This window comes from Roseateles sp. L2-2 (assembly GCF_050613215.1).
Classification (GTDB): Bacteria; Pseudomonadota; Gammaproteobacteria; order Burkholderiales; family Burkholderiaceae_C; genus Roseateles; species Roseateles noduli.
This window is the reverse complement of the sequence record NZ_CP192509.1, coordinates 3950978-3969814: the sequence shown is the minus strand read 5'-3', so window position 1 is coordinate 3969814 and position 18837 is coordinate 3950978. Positions and strand designations below refer to the sequence as shown.

At 69.5% G+C, this 18837-nt stretch carries 15 protein-coding genes; 5 read left to right on the top strand and 10 right to left on the bottom strand.

Going from position 1 to position 18837, the window contains the following annotated elements:
* Positions 1-26 precede the first annotated feature (26 nt).
* From ACQZ13_RS17760 to ACQZ13_RS17745, 4 genes are all read right to left on the bottom strand, one after another.
* The gene (locus ACQZ13_RS17760; protein ID WP_431046713.1) at positions 27-338 is read right to left on the bottom strand and encodes a T6SS amidase immunity protein Tai4 family protein; all 312 of its coding nucleotides are present in this window, start codon (positions 336-338) and stop codon (positions 27-29) included.
* A 240-nt stretch (positions 339-578) separates the two neighbouring features.
* Positions 579-1853, bottom strand: coding sequence for a M56 family metallopeptidase (locus ACQZ13_RS17755; protein ID WP_431046711.1), 1275 nt, complete (start codon positions 1851-1853; stop codon positions 579-581).
* A complete protein-coding gene (locus ACQZ13_RS17750) occupies positions 1846-2280 on the bottom strand; it encodes a BlaI/MecI/CopY family transcriptional regulator (RefSeq protein ID WP_431046709.1) in 435 nt (144 codons plus the stop codon). The genes ACQZ13_RS17755 and ACQZ13_RS17750 overlap by 8 nt, the downstream gene beginning before the upstream one ends.
* Positions 2281-2348: 68 nt before the next feature.
* On the bottom strand, positions 2349-3254 hold the full coding sequence (locus ACQZ13_RS17745) for a 5'-nucleotidase, lipoprotein e(P4) family (protein WP_431053271.1): 906 nt from the start codon (positions 3252-3254) through the stop codon (positions 2349-2351).
* 203 nt (positions 3255-3457) lie between these two features.
* On the opposite strand from ACQZ13_RS17745, the gene ACQZ13_RS17740 reads away from it, so the two are divergent.
* Together ACQZ13_RS17740 and ACQZ13_RS17735 are read left to right on the top strand one after the other, a co-directional pair.
* Entirely contained in the window at positions 3458-6349 is a 2892-nt protein-coding gene (locus tag ACQZ13_RS17740) for a P-loop NTPase fold protein (protein ID WP_431046707.1), read from the top strand.
* Positions 6350-6577: 228 nt separating this feature from the next.
* The gene (locus tag ACQZ13_RS17735) at positions 6578-8272 is read left to right on the top strand and encodes a calcium-binding protein (RefSeq protein ID WP_431046705.1); all 1695 of its coding nucleotides are present in this window, start codon (positions 6578-6580) and stop codon (positions 8270-8272) included.
* Positions 8273-8344: 72 nt separating this feature from the next.
* Here ACQZ13_RS17735 and ACQZ13_RS17730 read toward each other — a convergent pair whose 3' ends face one another.
* From ACQZ13_RS17730 to ACQZ13_RS17720, 3 genes are all read right to left on the bottom strand, one after another.
* The gene (locus ACQZ13_RS17730) at positions 8345-9016 is read right to left on the bottom strand and encodes a chitosanase (protein ID WP_431046703.1); all 672 of its coding nucleotides are present in this window, start codon (positions 9014-9016) and stop codon (positions 8345-8347) included.
* 477 nt (positions 9017-9493) lie between these two features.
* Entirely contained in the window at positions 9494-11032 is a 1539-nt protein-coding gene (locus ACQZ13_RS17725) for a 3-deoxy-D-arabino-heptulosonate 7-phosphate synthase (protein WP_431046701.1), read from the bottom strand.
* A 127-nt stretch (positions 11033-11159) separates the two neighbouring features.
* The gene (locus tag ACQZ13_RS17720) at positions 11160-12440 is read right to left on the bottom strand and encodes an NADH:flavin oxidoreductase/NADH oxidase family protein (RefSeq protein ID WP_431046700.1); all 1281 of its coding nucleotides are present in this window, start codon (positions 12438-12440) and stop codon (positions 11160-11162) included.
* 78 nt (positions 12441-12518) lie between these two features.
* Here ACQZ13_RS17720 and ACQZ13_RS17715 point away from each other — a divergent pair, with 78 nt between their 5' ends.
* Both ACQZ13_RS17715 and ACQZ13_RS17710 read left to right on the top strand, forming a co-directional pair.
* Positions 12519-12956: a MerR family transcriptional regulator gene (locus ACQZ13_RS17715; RefSeq protein WP_431046698.1), complete on the top strand. Its 438-nt coding sequence runs from the start codon at positions 12519-12521 to the stop codon at positions 12954-12956.
* A gap of 50 nt (positions 12957-13006) precedes the next feature.
* Complete coding sequence (locus tag ACQZ13_RS17710; protein WP_431046696.1) at positions 13007-13465, top strand: DUF5329 domain-containing protein; 459 nt, start codon at positions 13007-13009, stop codon at positions 13463-13465.
* A gap of 7 nt (positions 13466-13472) precedes the next feature.
* Here ACQZ13_RS17710 and ampC read toward each other — a convergent pair whose 3' ends face one another.
* Entirely contained in the window at positions 13473-14681 is a 1209-nt protein-coding gene (gene ampC, locus ACQZ13_RS17705) for a class C beta-lactamase (RefSeq protein WP_431046694.1), read from the bottom strand.
* Between the two features lie 135 nt (positions 14682-14816).
* On the bottom strand, positions 14817-15986 hold the full coding sequence (locus tag ACQZ13_RS17700; protein ID WP_431046692.1) for an esterase-like activity of phytase family protein: 1170 nt from the start codon (positions 15984-15986) through the stop codon (positions 14817-14819).
* A 251-nt stretch (positions 15987-16237) separates the two neighbouring features.
* On the opposite strand from ACQZ13_RS17700, the gene ACQZ13_RS17695 reads away from it, so the two are divergent.
* Positions 16238-16675: a hypothetical protein gene (locus ACQZ13_RS17695; RefSeq protein ID WP_431046690.1), complete on the top strand. Its 438-nt coding sequence runs from the start codon at positions 16238-16240 to the stop codon at positions 16673-16675.
* 80 nt (positions 16676-16755) lie between these two features.
* On the opposite strand, the gene ACQZ13_RS17690 is transcribed toward ACQZ13_RS17695, so the two are convergent.
* Positions 16756-18747, bottom strand: coding sequence for a T6SS phospholipase effector Tle1-like catalytic domain-containing protein (locus ACQZ13_RS17690; protein ID WP_431046688.1), 1992 nt, complete (start codon positions 18745-18747; stop codon positions 16756-16758).
* Between the last annotated feature and the right edge of the window lie 90 nt (positions 18748-18837).

The window sequence follows — 18837 nt, the reverse complement described above, 5'->3', positions numbered from 1 at the left end:
GTAAGCACCGTAGCCAATGTGAGGAGCTACCGGACTTGCTTCGACAGCCGTGTGGCAAGGACCTCAAGTTCCTTGCCGTGCATCAGGTCGATGCACTTCATGGTGTTGAAATCCGACTGGACGGCGCCGCCGTAGACGCGCTTCGAGTAGCTGTCGGCGAGCTCGCGCAGGGGCTCGTAGGCTTCGATGGGCTGCTTGCCGAACTCCATGTAGGCGCTGGCGGTCGCGTTCGCATCTTCCTTGGCCTCCTGGGTCTTCGCCGCGCTGGCCAGGCACACGCTGACGGCCCAGTTCTTGAGCAGCGTTCTCTGGGAGTAGCTGGCGGTTGCGCTTGCCACGGGCTTCCCAGCAAGGGGCTGAGCTGGCTCCGCACAAACGACGGAAGAGAGCATCGCGGCGCCGAAGAAGAGAGCTTTCATCGCAGGGTCCAGATGGAGCCCGTCTCCGGAACGAGGGGGCCGTTGTCGAGGTCGTGCATCAGGTGGCAGACGTCGGAGGACGCTTCAAGGACACCATCAATGCGCAAGCGCCTCGCGCCTGACTAGCGGATATCGCGCGGCGGGCGCGATGACACTGACTCACTGCTTGGACCTGTAGCCCGGCACGTCCCCGAGCGGCAGCGTCCGCACGCGGATCACGATCTCGGTCTTGTTCGGGTCCTCCGGCGACGAGTGCACGCCGCTGTCGATGCCGTCCTCCACCAGCAGCGTGCTCTTGAGCACCGGCTGCCCGGCTTCCTTCACGTCGAAATCGAGATAGACGCGCTTGCCGTCGCGGCGGCGGGCGGCGATCTCGATGCGGACCTGGTCCGGCGTGACCAGATCGGGCTTGCCACCGATGACGACGAGGGACTTCTTGCCGCTCTCGGTGACGAGGCGCATCGTCGACAGCTTCTGTTCCTGGACCACGCCGTTGCTGCGGCGGTTGAGCTGGATCGTCAGCTCCAGCGCGACGGGATCGATGGCGAGGTCGGGCATGACCGCGTTCATCGCCTGCACGGCGCCTGCGGCGCCCAGCGCCAGCACGACGAGGCCGGAGGCGCCGAAGAGTCGGCGCGAGCGGGAATGGGGACGGACGGCGAGCATGGCGACTCTTTCGATCAACGGGTGGGAAGACAGGTGGGTCGACGGATGGGACGACGAATGGCTTGAGCGCCAGCCGGACCACGGCTGGAGCGGGGACAGCGACGGCTGGGCGCGGAGCAGCGCGCGGGCGTAGTCGGCGGCGCGCGCGGGGAAGCGGCGCATCACGGCGTGATCGCAGGACAGCTCCTGGTCGGCCCGCATCGCACGCAGCGCCAGCCAGGCGAGCGGATTGAACCAGTGCAGCGCGCACAGTCCAGCTGCAAGGGCGTTCCAGTGGTTGTCGAAGCGGCGGCGGTGCACGTCCTCATGCGTGAGAACCAGCGAGCGCTGGACGGCGTCGAATCGTTCTTCGAAGTCGGAAGGCAGTACCAGCCGCGCCGGCCACAGGCCGACCAGCGCGGGGCCTTGCGCGCGAAAGCGCCACTGCAGCCAGATCATGCGTGCGAGGATCGCGAGTGCGCCGGTGACCCAGATCGCCAGCCACATCGCAACGCCGCTAGCCGGCATCCACGACTTCAGCGGTGCCGTCGTCGCCGCGTCCAGCGCCGGTCCGAACTGATGGATAAGCGCCGCGGAGAACTGCGTCGCCGGGGGACTTGCCGGCAGCAGGTCGACGACAAGCAGCATCGGCAGCAGCGCCCAGCCCACGTAGGCGAAACCGGGTCCGACGTGGCGCGCCAACGGACGACGCAAGGCGAGCAGCGCCAGCGCGATCACGGAGAGCAGGGCGGTCTGACGCAGCAGCGTCTGGAGGAGGACGTCAGTCATTGGACTTGCCGCCCTTGCTGGCGGTGCCTGCCTTGGCGGGCTTGGCCTCGCGCTGCTCGTAGTCCGCGATGAGCTGCTTCAGCGCCTTGACGTCGGCGGCCTTGAGCTTGCGATGCGACGAGAAGTGCGACACCAGCGGCGCGAGGCTGCCGCCGAAGAGGCGGTCGAGCAGCGAGAGGCTCTCGCCATGCGCCCACTCGGTGCGCGGAAAGCGGGGCGTGTAGAGGAAGCGCCGGCCGTCGCGCTCGGCGATGAGCGCGTCCTTCTTCAGCAGACGGTTCAGCAAGGTCTTCACCGTCGCGAGCTGCCAGTCCTGCCGGTCGGCGAGCGCGGCGGCGATGTCCTCGGCCGACAGCGGCGAAGAGCGCCAGAGCACTTCCATGACCTCGGCTTCGGCCGAGGTGATGGCGGGGAGGTCGTCGGGCATGCGATTCCGTTTACGCGTGTAATCGAATGAATGATTACAGCTGTAAATGGAATCGTCAAGGGGTGGATTCAGGGAGCGGTCGGGCCGCTCCACGGCTTGAGCGCGTCGTAGCGCTGCGGCAGCGTCAGCGAGTCGCCCCACGATCCATAGGTCGGATTGGGAATCGGCACCCACGACAGTCCCCAGCGCTTCGCCTGCGATGCCTCGTCGTACTTCGCGCGCGGCACGAAGTCGTTGAGGTCGTCGCCGACGAGCATCGCGATGCGGTGCGTGCGTGCGACCGCGAGACGCCTCGCGCTCTTGTCGGACTCGGCCCAGTCAGCGCGGTCGCCGCGCAGCATCAGGTCGCCGGGCGCGACGGCACGGCCGAGCACCCGCTCCAGGTTCGCGAGCGTCTGCGCCTTCTGCGGACAGGCGGCGTGAAGGCCGTCGGGGCCGAAGGGGCCGCCGGCGGGGCAGGTCCGGTTGGTGATGAAGACGACGCGGAATCCGAGCGTCCTGGCGCGGGCGATGAACTCCGGCGCGCCGGGGATCGCGGTGGCCTGCGCGGACGCCACCCAGGCGGCCCAGGACGCGCTGTCGTAGGGCTTGCCGGCGCGGATCCGCCACGCCTCGTAGGGCGAGTTGTCGACCACCGTCTCGTCGACGTCCAGCACGATCGCCGGCGGCTTGCGGGCGAAGCCGCCCTGCGCGGCCTGTTCGAGCGAGGCGGTCTCGCGCGTGGCCTGACGCGCGGACGGCAGGCGGGCCGTCGCGGCGCGATAGACCGCGAGCGTGGCGGCTCGGCGTTCCACCGCGGTCTGGAACCACAAGGTGGACGTCACGCCTTCGCGGCCCTCGATCGGGAGTGCGTCGGCGCTGGGCGCGGAAACGGCAGAGGCAGCTGACGCCGTTGATGAGGTCGATGCCGTCGATGTCTCGGTTGCCGTCGATGTCGTCGGTGTCGTCGTTGTCGTCGATGCCGGGACGGCCATCGACATCATCGCCGTGAGCACGGCGACGGACACTGCGGGGAAGGGCCGCGCAAGGCGGGCTGGGGTCACGACAAGGCGCATGCCGGGAGCTCTCTCAGGGTCGGTAGGCGTGGATTGTGAGGCGGCCCGACGTCATCCGAACGGATGATGCGGCGGGGCGTGGCGCGGGATATACGGGCGATGTCGCCCACTCGTTCCCCGCCATGGAAGCCTCCTCCGTCGACTCGTCCGCGACTCAAGGCCGCGGTGGTCGTGTCCGGCCGTGGCGATGGCTATGGTTCGGGCTGGCCTGGTGCGCAGCCGCCTCCGCCATGGCGCTGTGGCAGTCGGCAGGGCCGGCGGGCCCGCTCGCCGTCACCCGGGTGGACCGCAGTCTCTGGGACTGGTGGCGTCTTCCGGTCGAGCGCCACGCATTCCTTCGTCTGCCCAGTGTCGAGGGGCCCTACACGTCAGGGGATGACGCGTCGTCGCGTTCCCCGACGACCAGGCGAGCGCTGGACCCGCTGACGAGCATCGATTTCTCCGACGACGACCAGCGCGGATGGGTCGTGAGCGCCAGTGGCGCCGTGCTGAGAAGCGAGGACGGCGGCCGGACCTGGAGACGGCAGTCGACGGGCTACACCGCACCGCTGGGGCTGCTGCACGCGAGCGCCGACGGCATGACGGCCTGGGCGCAGGAGAGGGGCGGCGAGCGCGTGATCCAGACCGTCGATGGGGGTGCGTCTTGGCGGGTCGGCGATCTCGCCGCGCCGGACGCGGAGGCCGCGATGGCGCGTCCGCGCCAATCGCTGCGGCCGCCGATGCCGCTGCCCTGGGGGCTGCGTGCGGGCTACATCGGCGCGGACGGCCGTCGTGGCTGGGCCGTCGGCGACGGCGCGCTGCTGCTGAGCACGTCCGACGGCGGCAAGACCTGGACCGATCCCCGTGTCTATGCACGCTACCCGGCACCTTGGTACTGGCTCGCCTTGCTGCTGTCGGTGCCGATGTTCCTGCGCGCGTGGCGACTGTTCACGCAGACGCGTCGCGTGGCGGCCGGCATGGCCGATACGCCCGCCACCGACGCGGCGCTGACCGATCCCCGGCAGGACCGGCTCAACTTCGAGCCGCTTGCCGCGGGCATCTCGCGCTTCCTGCGCAACCCCGCGACGGAGCCGCCGTTGACGCTCGCCATCACCGGCGACTGGGGCTCGGGCAAGAGCTCGCTGATGGGTCTCGTCTGCGCGGACCTGCGCAAGCACGGCTCGCGGCCGATCTGGTTCAACGCCTGGCACCACCAGAAGGAGGATCACCTCTTCGCCGCGCTGCTCGGCGCGCTGAGCAAGCAGGCGCTGCCGCCGTGGCTCAGCCTCGACGGCGTCGGCTTCCGGCTGCGCCTGCTGTGGATGCGCTCGCGCAAGCATGGGGTGTTCACGGTGCTGCTGTGCGCGGCGGTCGCCTTGCTCGTGACCCTGCATGCGGGGATGAACGACCCCGCAGTGGAGACGCAGATGCTGCGGCGCGTCGGCCAGACCTTGGGCGCGCTCGCGGGGCAGGAACCGTCGAAGGACGCGCCGCCATGGCCCTGGGCGGAGTGGCTGGCGCTGCTGGCGGTCGCGGGCACGACGCTGACGGCGTTGCGCAAGGCGCTGACGGCCTTCGGTGCCGATCCCGCGGCGCTGCTGGCGGGCGGCATCCAGGGCATGAAGCCCAAGCTCGCCGCCGAGCAGAACAGCTTCCGCACCCGATTCGCCGAGCAGTTCGGCGAGGTCTCGCGGGCCTTGCCCGAGCGCGTCGTCGTGGTCATCGACGATCTCGACCGCTGCCGGCCCGAGGCCGTGCTGGAGATCATGGAGGCGGTGAACTTCCTGACCTCGTCGGGGCAGTGTTTCGTGCTCTTCGGGATGGCGACTGACAAGGTGCAGGCGGCGCTGGCGATCGCGTTCGAGCGCATCGCCAAGGAGCTGGCGAGCGCCTCGGCCCCGGATGCCAACCCCGAGCAGGCCGCGCGCGAGCAGCGCCGCGCCTACGCGGCCAACTACCTGCAGAAGCTGATCAACCTCGAAATCAAGGTGCCCACGGCGCAGACGTACGAGGCGTGGCGGCTGCTGACCGACGATCCGGCGACGACGGCGCCGTCGTCGTGGCGGCGCGAAGCGATGCAAGGGCTGCGTCGCCATGCGATGTGGCTGGCGCTCGCCGGTGCGATCGCGGGTGGCGTGAGCCTGGGCGTGCTGCTGCGACCGCAGGGTCCGTTGAAGGCCGAAGCGCAAGACCCGGCACGCGCGTCCGTGTCGACCGCGGCGTCCGGTCCGGAGTCGGCACCTCTCTCAGGAGCGGGAGCGTCGAGCGCCGCCAGTGCCCCGCGCTGGGTGCCGATCCCGGGCCTCACGGCGTCCGATCCCACCCGGGCGTGGGGACGATCACCCGCGCAGTCGGAAACGCGCGTGCTCGTGCAGGCCGGCGCGGACAGTCATGCGGACGAATGGATCGTGGCCGGCGTGCTCATCGCCGGCGCTGCGATGGCTGGGCTGCTGCTCCTGCGCGCCGCCAGCCGTCGCCACCGAGAGGCCACGGACTCGAAGGACTTCCGCGACGCGCTCAAGGTCTGGACCGAGCTGGTCCGCGAGTCCGCCCACACGCCGCGCGCGGTCAAGCGCTTCGGCAACAAGCTGCGCTACTTCGAGATGCTGCAGCAGGGCGATGCGCGCGATCGCACGCTGCTCGAAGAGGTGCGCGAGTACTGGCGCGCGCGCCTTGGAAAGGCAGGAAGCGCCGCGTCGGGGGACGACGCCCCACGCACGGCGGTGAACCGGCGCATCGCGGCGCCGCAACTCGTCGCGCTCGGTGCATTGCATGAAGCCTTCGGCAGCGCATGGCTGCGCGCGTTCCACGCCGGCACGGCCGACACCTACCCGACCACGCAGGCGACTTCTCTTGTCGACGATTCGAGGCTGGTCGTCGCCGTTGGGCAGTTGACGCGGGAGCACCAGGCGTTGTTCGACACGTCATGGCCGCCAACGCAGGCGGAGATCGACGTCTTCATCCGCCTGCTCGACGGCATCCGCATGCCGGGCGAATCGGAGGAACTGGACATGCGTCGTCCCGATGTCGCATGACCGCTCGCGAGCGCGCGAACGTTCGAGATGGGCGCCCCCCGGGAGAGGGTGAGAACCGCGGCACCTTGACCTCCCGACTGAGCGCGTTCAAGAGTCTTCCTGGCGAGCCCAACGGATGGATGTCGATCGATATGACGAAGCACGAGCGCCAGAACGCCATCGTTTCCTGACGCTTTATCTGCCGTATCTGGTGCTTCAGTTTCTTTGTCACCATTGAAGAGGTGTGAGATGGCGTGGAATGATTGGTCGAAGTTCGATACGGCAGGTGCGATCGGGGGGCTGCTCGGCGAGAAGTTGCAACCGGCCGCGAAGTACTTTGCGGATGTGGCGGCGGATCTCCGGTCGCAAGCGGGCCGAAGCTCGGCGCGTGTCGATCACATGAAGGACATCCGGCAGCAGTTGGGGGCGCTGAGCAATGCGGCCAATGAAGATCTGCAGGACATCGCTCGTCGGGTGGAAGCAGGGCAGATCGGCAGTATCGATGTCATGCGAAAGGAGCTGTCCAAGGCGCAGGCGCTCCTGAGCAGCGCCGACTTGAACCTTGCCGCATCGAAAAACATTGCCGCGCTGGGTCGCAGCCTGGGTACCGTGGTCGGCGCTGGCGAGTTGCTCTACAAGCTCAGGAACCCTGACCTCAAGAGCGATGACTTTGGGGAGACTGGCGTGGGTCTCATCGGGGGCATTGCCGCCGGAGTCATCGCCACCGCGCTGACGGTCTCAGCGCTCCCTGCCGTCGGCATCGGCATCTTCGGTAAGTACATGTGGCAGCACTACGTGGCCCCTCAACTCGGTTGGTCCGAAAAAGACAGCGCGCGCTTCTGGGACAGCGTGTTCGAAGCGATCGGTGTCGGTCAGTCGCAGAAGACCGCGATCGATCACAAGGCGATCGAAGCGCGTCGCGGGACATCGTTCACGCGCTATTTCGATGATCTGCTAGGCGGTGCGCCAGGGACCGGGGAGACGGTCGGGTCGTCCGGATTGCCGGGTCTGAAGGCGTCGTTCGAACAGGCGTTGAACGACGATCCCGCAACCGGACTTGCCGACCTGATCGACTTCGTGTCCCTGGTCGGTCACGACACGCTGAAGGCGCAAGGCTGGGATCCGCGGCCGCTGATCATGGACGGGTTGCGCAGCGGCGTGTTGCCCGCGGGCATGAGTCCTCCCGTCGCGGACGGGAACGGCGAGCGTGTGGGCAGCGCCTCGGCCGATATCCTGATAGGGACCGACGACGCAGACGCAATCCGGAGCGGTGAAGGCGACGACGTGCTGGGCGGCGGCGCCGGGGCGGACCAGCTGTTCGGCGAGCGTGGCGACGACCAGATCAGCGGCGGCGCCGGCGACGATGTGCTGATCGGCGGCGACGGCGACGACGAGCTGATCGGCGATCAAGGCGCGGACACCCTCATCGGCGGTCCCGGCAACGATCGCCTGCGCGGCAACGTCGGCGACGACGCACTCATCGGCGGTCCGGGCGACGATGTGCTCATCGGTGGGAGCGGTGCGGACACCTTCCACTTCGAACGCAACGGCGGCAACGACCGCGTCATGGATCAGAAGAACCTGCGACCCAATCGCCTGGAGTTCGGCGCGGGTCTGGCCCTCGCCGACGTTTCGGCGATCCGCCGCGGCAACGAACTGCACCTGTCGTGGAAGAGCGGCGAGTCGGTCGCGCTGGCACGCTACTTCACGCGCCGATCGGGCCGATTCAATCTGCATTTCGAGGACGGCGCGTCGATCGAAGACGCGCCGCTGCGGCAATGGGCATCGACGATCGGCCGGGATGCCGCGCGCCTGATCGATGCGATGCCGCTGGTGGAGACCGCGCCGTCAGCGTCGGGTGCGGCCGCCTCCGGGCGCCTTCAGCCGCTCGTGTCCATGTCGTCGATGTCGCCGATGTCGATGCTCGCCGGCGCGACGGCGTGAGGATCGTGTGCCGGCCCGCACGCCCCGCTGGGACGTGACGGGCCTCAGGCGACAGGCGGGCGCCAGCCCGACTCAATCGATGTGGAAGTCGTCCTTGTAGACCTGCCACCGCAGCGGCGTGTTCAGGTCCAGGTTGCCGGCCTTCAGCCAGACGCGCTGCGCGGTGTCCACGCGTGACGTGTCCTCATGCGCCGCTTCCTTCTTCATGGCCACCACGCGGGCATCGAGGAAGGCGTTCAGGTAGACGGTCTCGTCGCCGCCTTGCGCGGGCGTCTTTGCCTTGGCCATCGCCGCCTTGCGGATGCCGCCGAAGCTGTCGCTGCTGTTGCCCGGGCCGTGCATCACGATGGCGTCGTAGTAGGCGAACTGTCCGAGCGCCCGCAGGCCGTCGGCCTTGGCCTGACTCACGGCGGGATTGAAGTAGACGCTGTCGCGCTCCGCATCCTGCGCCTGCTGGAACACGGGATCCTTCGCCGCCGCGGCCCAGTCGGCCTTGAAGTCGGGATCCAGGCCGGCGTGCGAGTCGCTGCCGTTCACCTTCTTCAGCGCCGTCAGGTATTTCGCCAGCACGTTGCCCGGCGAGCGCATCGCGTAGTCCTGGACCAGCTCCAGCATGTCGCCCGTGCCCGAGCAGAACCCGATGATGCCGGCGGTGTAGCCGCGTCCGTCCTTGATGTCCTGGATGTAGGCGTACTGCGCGCGCCAGTCCTGCGAGCTGTTCTCGGCGCTGGACACGATCTGCATCGCGATGTCCTTCTTCCGGGCATCGGAGAGGTCGGCGGAAGAAGGCGCCGGAGCCGGAGCCGGCGCAGGTGCCGGGGCAGGAGCAGGAGCAGGAGCCGGAGCAGGAGCTGGCGAAGGGGCAGGTGCCGGCGAGGGAGCGGGCGCCGGCGAAGGTGCAGGCGCAGGCGCCGGGGAGGGCGCCGGCGAGGGCGCAGGCGACGACGGGTTGTTCGACACCGGAGATCCGGGCTCGTCGCTGGAGCCGCCTCCGCCGCATGCGGAGAGCGCCACGGTCAGTGACAGGAGGGCAAGGTGGCGACGGTTCTTCACGGATCGATCAGGTCAATGGAATGGGCGCGGATTTTCTGTCGCCCGACTCGTCGGCATGTGTTCCTGACTGCGACCAAATGAAAACGGAATGCCTTCCGAAGAGGCATCCGAATGCGCCCAAGGCCGATGCCTGCTGCGTTCCCACACTGCGACCCGTTGTTTGCCAGACTACCTCGAACCGGGTAGTCCGGAGGAGTTGCTCGCCACCGCTGCGGCCGCCGCGGCGTGCAGATCGCGGGGGTGGACCATCAGCTCGCGCACGGCGCGCAGCGTCACGTACTGGCGCAGCACCGAAGTGAAGGCGGGCGCTTCCAGCAGCAGACGCCAGACCGGGAGCAGCAACGACGGATCGGCCGCCACGCCTTCTTCCATCAGCGCGGCGAAGTCGAGGCTGGCTTCGGCGGACAGCAGCTGCATGCGGCTCGCCGCGTTCAGCAGACGCGGCGTGCGGTCTTCCTGGCCGTCGCAGCAATAGAGCACGGCGCGCGCGAGGTCGCCTTCCTCGGTGGGCAGCGCGCTCAGCGACGCGCCGCGCAGGCGGACTTCGCCGTTGTTCGAGGTGAACGCATAAGTCGTGTCGATGTCGGCCTGTGCCAGCAGACGCAGTCCGCGCAGGAGTTTAGGAAGGTCGGTCGTCGCAGCATCGGGCGAGGCCTTGGCCTCGATCAGCAGACAGAGATCCCAGTCGCCATCGCCGTCGCCGCCGGTGTCGGTGTCGGTGTCGTGTCGCCTCAGCAGCGCCACATCCCATTCGCTCTTCGCGCGCTCGGCATCGCCGGGGAAAGACGGCGGAACGCGCAGCGAGGCCGCGATCCGGTAGCGCGTCGCGCCGCCTTCGGTGTTCATGCGGTCGACCAGCACGCCGAGCGCTTCGACCGCCAGCGCCTCCACCGCATCGCCGCGCAGCTGCGCGCCGGCGCCGTGAGCGGCCGCCTGCTCGCTGCCGGCGATCGGACCTCGCTGGTCCCACAGCGCGCGGTAGCGCGCAACCAGGGCGTCCGCGGCCAAGTCGTCGAGCCGCCGCACGCGCGCCAGCGCGGAATCGTCGATCAGCCGCTCGATGCAGCGATGCAGCGCCGGCTCGGCGCGCACGTCGGCGTCGTCGCGCAACGGGATGAGGCGTTCGGACAGGCGCGACCAATCGTCGCTGTCGCTCGCGGCGTGGAGCGCCAGAAGCGCCTCGCGCGTCGGCCCCGGTGCGCGGCGCTGCGTCTTCGCGGGATGGGCGAGCGCGTTGACGGCGGCGCGGACTGCGCGTCGGTCGCGCTCGGCGTGCGCGCTCAGCGAGGCGTACTCGCGCACGACGGCGGAGCGATGGCGCAGCACCATCGCCTGGAAGGCGGGATCGCCGCCGCCCGCCGCGGCATCGTGCAAGGCGTCGTGCGAGACGTCGTCAGAGGTGTCGTTGGAAGCATCGATGCCGGATGCTCGCAGCGGGCGCATGGCCACGCGAATCAACTGGGCGAGTGCGTCCAGGAAGAGCGACTGGACGCTGTCTCCCGGCGAATCACCCGCAGCGAGCGCGGTCCTCGCGCATTCGATGGCGAAGGCGAGCCGGGTCGCCGCGCCGGCGGTCCGAGCCTCTTCAAGGCTCGCCGGCAGCGCGGGCGCGCGGAATCGGCGAGCCGTCCGCTGAAGCACCTCGCCGAGCAGCGGTGGCAGTGGCGGCGAGGAACCGTGAGGCGAGGAGCCGTGGGACGAAGACATCGACGAAGACGGCATGCAAGGCGACCGCGTGGGCGACCGGAAGCGAAGCAGGCATTGTCGCGTTCCGCGAGCGCGCAGCGGTGCAGGCGTGCGGATGCGGCATCGCCCTGTATCCGACGTCGCCGACCTACCGCGCCGACGCCGCCGCGCTCTGCCGCCAGCGCAGGTAGCGTTTCGTCAGCCTCGACGCGCGCCACCGGTCCAGCACCAGCGTGATGAACGGCGAGACGTTCCGGGTCGGCTCGTCGCCCGAGGCCATGCGCCGCAGCTGGCGCCGGGCGAGCGCCATGGTGGCCAGGCCGCTGATGGCCTTGTTCTTCCAGTTCACGGCGACGGGCTCGGCGACGGCTTCCACCGTCGTCCATTGCGTCGGCAGATCCGGCTCGTAGGCGAGGGCGGTCCCCAGGCCCACCACCGCCACGCCGCTCGCGAGCACCTGTTGCGCGACGGCGCGTCGACGGATGCCGCCGGTCGTCATCACCGGCATGTGCGCGAGCCGTGCCAGGTCTTGCGCGAATTCGAGGAAGTAGGCCTCCCGCGCCAGCGTGCGGCCGTCGGCGGTGCGGCCCTGCATGGCCGGGCTCTCGTAGCTGCCGCCGGACAGCTCCAGCAGATCGATGCCTTCGGCGTTGAGCAGGCCGATGACCGCGCGGGCATCGGCTTCGTCGAAGCCGCCGCGCTGGAAGTCGGCGCTGTTGAGCTTGACCGCGACGGCGAAGTCCGGCCCCGCGACGGCCTTCACGGCGCGCACGACCTCGATCAGCAGCCGCGCGCGATGCGCGATCGGCCCGCCGTAGCCGTCCTCGCGGCGGTTGGCCAGCGGCGAGAGGAACTGCGACAGCAGGTAGCCGTGCGCCGCATGGATCTGCACGCCGTCGAAGCCCGCCTCGCGGGCGGCGCGGGCGGTGTCGGCGAAGCGGCGGACGATGCCGGCGATCTCCGCCACGGTCAGCGCACGGACCGGCGCGAAGTGCTTGCCGAACTTGCCCATGTCGAGGGCGACTTCCGACGGCGCGTAACCCGGGTTGCCGAGCGCCGCGAACACCTGCCGGCCCGGATGATTGATCTGCATCCAGAGCCGCGCGCCGCCCGCATGCGCGGCGCGGGCCCAGTCGGCATACGGTGCCAGCGGCGTGCCGGCTTCGAGCACCAGTCCGCCGGGGCCGGTGAGGGCATCCGGCGCCACCATCACGTTCCCGGTGATGAGCAGGCCCGCGCCGCCTTCCGCCCAGCGCCGATAGAGCTTCTGGCTGCTGATGCCGGGCAACTGACCCGCTTCGGCGAGCGCCTCCTCCATCGCCGCCTTCGCGGTGCGGTTCTTCAGCGTCTGGCCGTTGGGCAGGACCAGCGGGTCATGGAGGGCGGGCGCCTGGACGGGCGTCTGGGCGGGCGTCGAAGTGATCGGCATGGTCCGGGCTTGAGTTCAGGAATGCGCTCAGCGTAAGCTTCAAGCTGACTTGAAGGTCAAGCGCCTTTTCAGCTTGTCATGGAGACGACGATGCGCATCGGGGAACTGGCGAAACGGATCGGTATCAAGACTTCGGCGATCCGGTTCTACGAGGCCAGCGGGCTGCTGCCGGAAGGCGCGCGCGGCCTCAACGGCTACCGCGACTACGGCACCGACGCGATGGAGCGGCTGCAGGTCATCCAGCTCGCGCAGCGGCTGGGTTTCACGCTGGACAGCCTCAGACAGGCGTTCGCGCAGGGCGACGGCCGGGTGCCGAAGGAACTGGTGCTCGCCAGCCTGCAGCGGCGGCGCGAGGAGATCGCCCGCATGCGCACCGAGCTCGATGCGCAGGACGCGGAGCTCCAGCGTCTCGCCCAGGCCTTCACCGAAGGCTGGTCGCGCGGCGACTGCCTGGAGGCCAACGGCTTCATCGCGGCGACGCTCGACAGCGCCGTGCCAGTGGGGAAGAAGGCCTGATCGCGCCGCGTGGCAACATCGCGGGTCCGAATCGACGACGTCCCTTGCTCATGCGCGCTTTCCCGCTTCCTGTCCGGCTGGCCGCCGCTTCTGCCGCTGTATTCGCCGCCTGTGCGGCCGCGCCGATGGGCGCGTGGGCCGACCCGCTGCCGCCGGCCGCCAAGGCCGAGGTCACGGCGCTGCTGGGCAAGTTGACGGCCTCGTCGTGCGAGTTCAACCGCAACGGCGACTGGCATTCCGCCGCCGAGGCGAAGACCCATCTTGAGCGCAAGCTGAGCTACCTCGAAGACAAGAACCTCGTGAAGACGGCCGAGCAGTTCATCGATCTTGGCGCCTCGAAGAGCAGCATGAGCGGCAAGCCCTATCTGGTGCGCTGCGGCGGCGCGGCGCCGGTCGAGAGCAAGGCGTGGCTCACGCGCGAGCTCGCGCTCGTGCGCGCTGCGGGGAAGGGCGGTTCCGCGCCTTCCCCATCGACATCCACGACTCCGTCGACGTCGCCGTCGCGCTGAGTCCGCCTCAGCGCGCGCTGCCCGCCTGCAGCTTGCCGAGGATCGCGTAGGCCGCGTCCACGCGCTCCGGGATCGGCCAGCTCCGGTTGCCCAGCAGCACGACGCCGATGCGCTGCGTCGGCACGAAGACCACGTAGGCGCCGAAGCCGCGCGTCGATCCCGTCTTGTTGAACAGCCGCGCTCCCGCCGGCGTGTGGTCCAGCGGCTTGACCGCCGTCGTCACGCGCCCGAGCGCGTTGCCCGCCTGGAGCTGCGCCAGCGGCACCGGCCACGGGTACTGCTCCCAGCCCAGCCCCTGCGTCATGCCGTCGACCTGGAAGTGACCGACGTGCGTCGCCTCGACCGCCTGGCGGGTCGTCGCATCCAGACCGCTGGGATCGATGTTGACCTGCATGAAGCGCACCAGGTCCGCCGCCGTCGTCTTGATGCCGTACGACTCCGAGTCGAACGCGCCCGGCGAGACACGCACGGCCATGTCCGGCGCGCCAGCCTGGCGGTCGTCCTTGTCGTAGCCCGTGGCGTAGTCGGCCATCGCCGACGCCGGCACGCGCAGGTAGGTCTCGCGCAGGCCGAGCTTGGGGAGCAGGTCCGACTCGACCGCTTCCGTGTAGTCGCGCCCCATCGCCGCGGCGGCCGTGCGGCCGAAGAGGCCGATGCTTGGATTCGAATAACGACGCTTCTCTCCGGGCGCGAAGTCGGGCTTCCACTGCTGGAGGTAGCGCATCAGCGAGGCCTCGTCGGTGACCGCGTCCGGCACCTGCAGCGTCAGGCCGCCGGCCGTGTAGGTGACGAGGTTCAGCAGCGTCGCGCGGTCGATCGGATGGCCCTTCAGCGCGGGGATGTGGCGGCCGGGGTGGTCCGACAGCTTGAGCTTGCCCTCCACCAGCGCCTTCGCGCCCAAGGTCGCGTTGAAGGTCTTGCTGACGGAGCCGACCTCGAACAGCGTCTTGTCGTCGACCGGCTTGCCGGACTGCTTCGACGCGACGCCGTAGTTGAAGACGAAGGACTTGCCGCCGACCGTCACGCCCACGGCCATGCCGGGGATGTCGTTCTTCGCCATCAGGGGACGGATCGCCGCGTCGACGGCCGCGCGGATGGCGGCGGCGTCGGGCGCTTGATCGGTCGCAGCCTGCGCCGGGAAGAGCGCGAGCCCGGATGCGGCGAGCGCCGCCAGCTGCGTCGTCAGTCGCGCCGTTGCGCGTGGAATGCCTTGCATCGATGAAGCCTCATTCGGATCGTTGGAATCTGACCGCGCGGGAAGCGCGGCGTTCATCCCGGACCTTAGAGGCAGACGCCCGACCACGACGGCGAAAGGCGCGTTACGGGCGTCCGCCGTAACGCGCGGTGCTTCTTACGGCTGGACTTCGAACACCAGCATCTGGTTGCGGTCCGTCGCCGAATCCGCCGCCGGGAAGTTGTCGTCGGCGACGACGACCAGGCTGCGCTTGCCGTTGGCCAGCTTCGGCCCGAAGGTCATGCCTTCGAGGTTGGCGATGCCGCCGAGCTGCGTCTTCAGCGTCTCGAAGTCCAGCACCAGCTTCTTGGTCACCGGCGTCGCGCCGGCCAGCGAGGGCGCCGTCAGCACGTTGGTCGCGGCCGCCGTGTCGATCTCATAGAGGCGGACCTGGTTGCCGACCACGCCGACCGAGAAGCTGCGCTCCAGCACGAGGAAACGCGTCGCCGACAGCGCCAGGATCTCCGTCGGGCCGTTGACGGTGAACTGGTCCGCCGGGACCGGCGTCGCCTGCACCTTCTCGATCGGGTAGACGTACTGCGCGTTGGCCGTGCCGCTGGCGCGGTCGAAGCGCGTCAGGCGCGACGCGCTGCCCGCGGTCGTCGTCGGCGCGGCGCCGTCCTGGATCAGCGCGCCTTCCATCAGCACCCACGCCGACTGGGTGTCGGGCGAGAAGGTCAGCCCCTCGAAGACCAGGTTGCCGCGCGGACCGGTCTCCTGCGCGCTCATCTGGAACATCGCGGGCAGGGTGTACTCGCGCACATGGTTGCCTTGCGGCGTGATCTCGCGGATGAAGGGATTGATCACGCGCGTCGGTGTGCTCGTCAGCGTGCGGTCGCCCTCGCTGAGCCAGACCCAGTTGCCGGTGACCGGATCGATGCGGACCGACTCCGGATCCGCGACCTTGGCGTCCGGCACCTTCGGATAGACGCTGCCGTCGGGCTGCTTCATTGACACCGTGCCGGTGAAGCTCACGGCGCTGAAGGCAGTCGCGTCGAAGGTGAGCTTGGCGGTGTACAGGCGCGGCGCGCCGGCGGAATCGGTCGTCGTGCGGTCGTCGCTGATGAACACGTAGGTGTCGGTCTTGGGGTCGTAGTCGACGCCGGAGAGGCCGCCGACGACGGTGCCCGCGTAGTCCATCCGCCGCGGCAGCACCTGCTGGCCGATCAGGCGCAGGCTGGACACGGTGATGTCGGCGTTGCCGTTGACCGGCTGGCCGGCGTCGTCGTCGCTGCCGCCGCAGGCGGTGAGGGTGGCCGTCGCGAGCAGCAGCGGCACAAGGACCATCGCTCCGGTCGGTGGGGTGCGACGGCCGCTGGCCCTCACCCCCGCCCTCTCCCGCAAGCGGGCGAGGGAGCAAGACATGGAGCGGCGGAAGGAGGGCGTCGGAATGAGGGACATGACAGCGATCGAGCTCGTGATGCGTGTCATGTTCGTGGCGCAAGGTTGCGCGGAGGTGACAAGCCGTGGCTATCATGCGCACCCGCCGCGCCGAATCATTTCGAAACAGAAGGCCGGCGATTCAGGGAGAAGAAGTCATGCGAGCTGTATTGCTCCTCATCGTCATCGCCGTTCTGGGCGTCGTCGGCTGGAAGAAGCGCGATGAGATCCCGTTCCTGCGCGACGCCGCGCGCGAGGTCCAGCGCCAGGCCGAGAAGGTCGAGGTGCCGAAGAACCCCTTCGACAACGAACCGCCCCCGCCCGCGACCTCGGGCGGTCCGCAGTCGAAGACGCCGACCGGCGCGCCGCGCCGCTGCGTGGTCAACGGCAGCACGCTCTACACCAACGAGGCCTGCCCCGAGGGCAGCACCGAGCAGAAGATCAAGGGCGGCACGATCACCGTCTACAAGGCGCCGCCGACACCCGCCGCGCCCGGATCGGCCAGCTCCGGTATCCCCAACGCCCGCGAGCTGCTCGCGCCCAAGGGCCCGACGCTGAAGCAGCAGGCGCAGGACAAGATCATCGAAGGGCTCTGAGGCCCCCGAGGCCATCGAGGCTCATCGTCGATGTCCTCGATGAGCCCTCGCGCGGTGGGCGCTGTCGTGGCGCGGCGGGGTCAGGCCTTGCGCCCGACCTTGCCGACCGTCTTGATCGGCAGCACCGCCAGCAGCAGGCGCCCGCCGCCGAAGATCGCGATGGCCAGCGGCCAGGCGATCACCTTGATGAGCGAGAAGAGGGCGGTGACGTACAGCGCGAGCCCGGCGACGCCCGGCATGCCGAGCAGGTGGATCGCGATGGCGGCCAGCGTCGACAGATCCTCGAAGGCATCGGCGCCGACGGCGATCGCCGGCAGCCAGCCGATGGCGAGCAGCCAGCGCGACCGCGAGTCGCCCGGCTTGCGCCAGCCCGCCAGCCACGTGAACACCCGCGAGGCGAGCCGCGACAGCAGGTAGGCCGCCGCCAGCAGGAACACCAGGTCGCAGGCCATGCCCACGATGACCGACGAGCGGTCGTGCCGGATCCAGTCCGGCGCGGGCCAGCCGTTCCACGGCATCGGCACCATCAGCTGCTGACGCGCGAACTCGACCGCCGGCTGGATGACGGACGGTATCCACGCCAGGCAGCCCTTGAACGGCAGCGCGTCCTTCACGTCCGGCACCTGATTCAGATTCCAGGCTGAGAGCAGCAGCGCCACCACGCCGATCGCGGCCGCGATGAACAGCCATCCCAGCGAGCGCCGTTCATCCCAGACGCTGGGGCCTTCGAAGGGCGCGGGCGGGGCCTCGGCGGCCACGTCGACCGGGATCGCCTGAGGCGGCTTCGGGATGCGCACCACCTCCGTGGACGTGCGTCTCACCGTCATGCCGGCGAGCGCCCAGAGCGGCGTGTCGTGGAGTGCGTCGTGGCGCAGCGGCAGCTTGCCGATGAACGGCGCCAGCAAAGGCATGCCGAAGGCCGGATCACCGGCGGGCAGGCTGCCGACGGGGTGGTCGGTCAGGCGCGGAATGCCCAGTTCGTGCGCCACCTCGTTGACCATCCACACCATCGAGGCGTCCTGCAGGCCGGTGCGTTCATGCGGATAGCGCGCGCTTTCCGTCGATGCCGCCGGATAGCTGCCGCCGACATCGCAATGCACGCCCGGGAACCACAGCTGGCGAAGGGTGCGCGTGACCGGGCGTCCATGGAGGTCCGTGCCCGGCACGGTGACATGGCTCGGCGAGTCGTAGACCCGCGGCAGGAAGGGCCAGCGGTGCTCGTCGAAGGCCAGCGCGTGCCGGATGTTGAGCATGCGCGGCTTGTTCTCGAAGGTCGCCGTCGCCGGGTTGTCGCGCGATCCGAAGGGCGGCAGGCCGACCGACTCCACGGTGTCCCAGACGCCGACCCAGAAGATGTCCGCGGGCCGCGCGAAATTGCGCCTGACCTGTTCCGCGAGCTTGTTGCGGTCGGCCGCCGTGGCCTCCTCGCCGCCCTGCGCGCCGCGCGCGCCTTCCTGGCCCGGTCTCGCGAAGCCGCGATGCATGGCGCGAGCCATCGCGCGCCGCCAGCTCTTGCGGCCCTCGGCCTGTTCCTCGGCCGGCGGCTGGGAGAAGTAGATGCGGACCAGCGTGGGGATCAGCTCCTCATGCTCGGGCCGCAGGACGCCGAACAGGTTGATCATGCCGACGATCGCGCGCGCGGTGAAGGCGCCGCGCGAGAAGCCGAAGGCGAAGATGCGGTCGTCGCTGCGCTCGTCGTAATGGCGCATCAGGAAGCGGTAGCCCTCGCCGATGTTGTCGTAGACGCCCTGGCCCGAGGCCAGCCCGGCGATGCGCGCCCAGCGGCGCTTGAGCAGGTCCAGCAGGCCGGTCGGCGGGGCAGCGTCCGGCGACCCCACGCCGGGGTCGTAGTACAGCAGCGATTCGATCGTCGGACGATGGTGGCGCAGGTAGCCGAACAGCTTCAGGACATTGGTGTCCTCGATGCCGCCGGTCAGGGTGTTGTTGGTGCCGTCGCAGAACAGCACCAGGTTGCGCTTCCTGCCGGGATCGACCGCCGATCCGGTGCCTGTTCCACCGCTGGTGGCGGTGCTCGTTCCGGCGCTCGCGCTCGTGACTCTGCTCGTTTCCATGGGGCTCCTCCCGGCGTGATTCTTCTGGGTGAAAGACGAAGGCTAGGCCGTCCGGCCGCGGCGGTCATCCCCGAATATGGGGACCAGGGA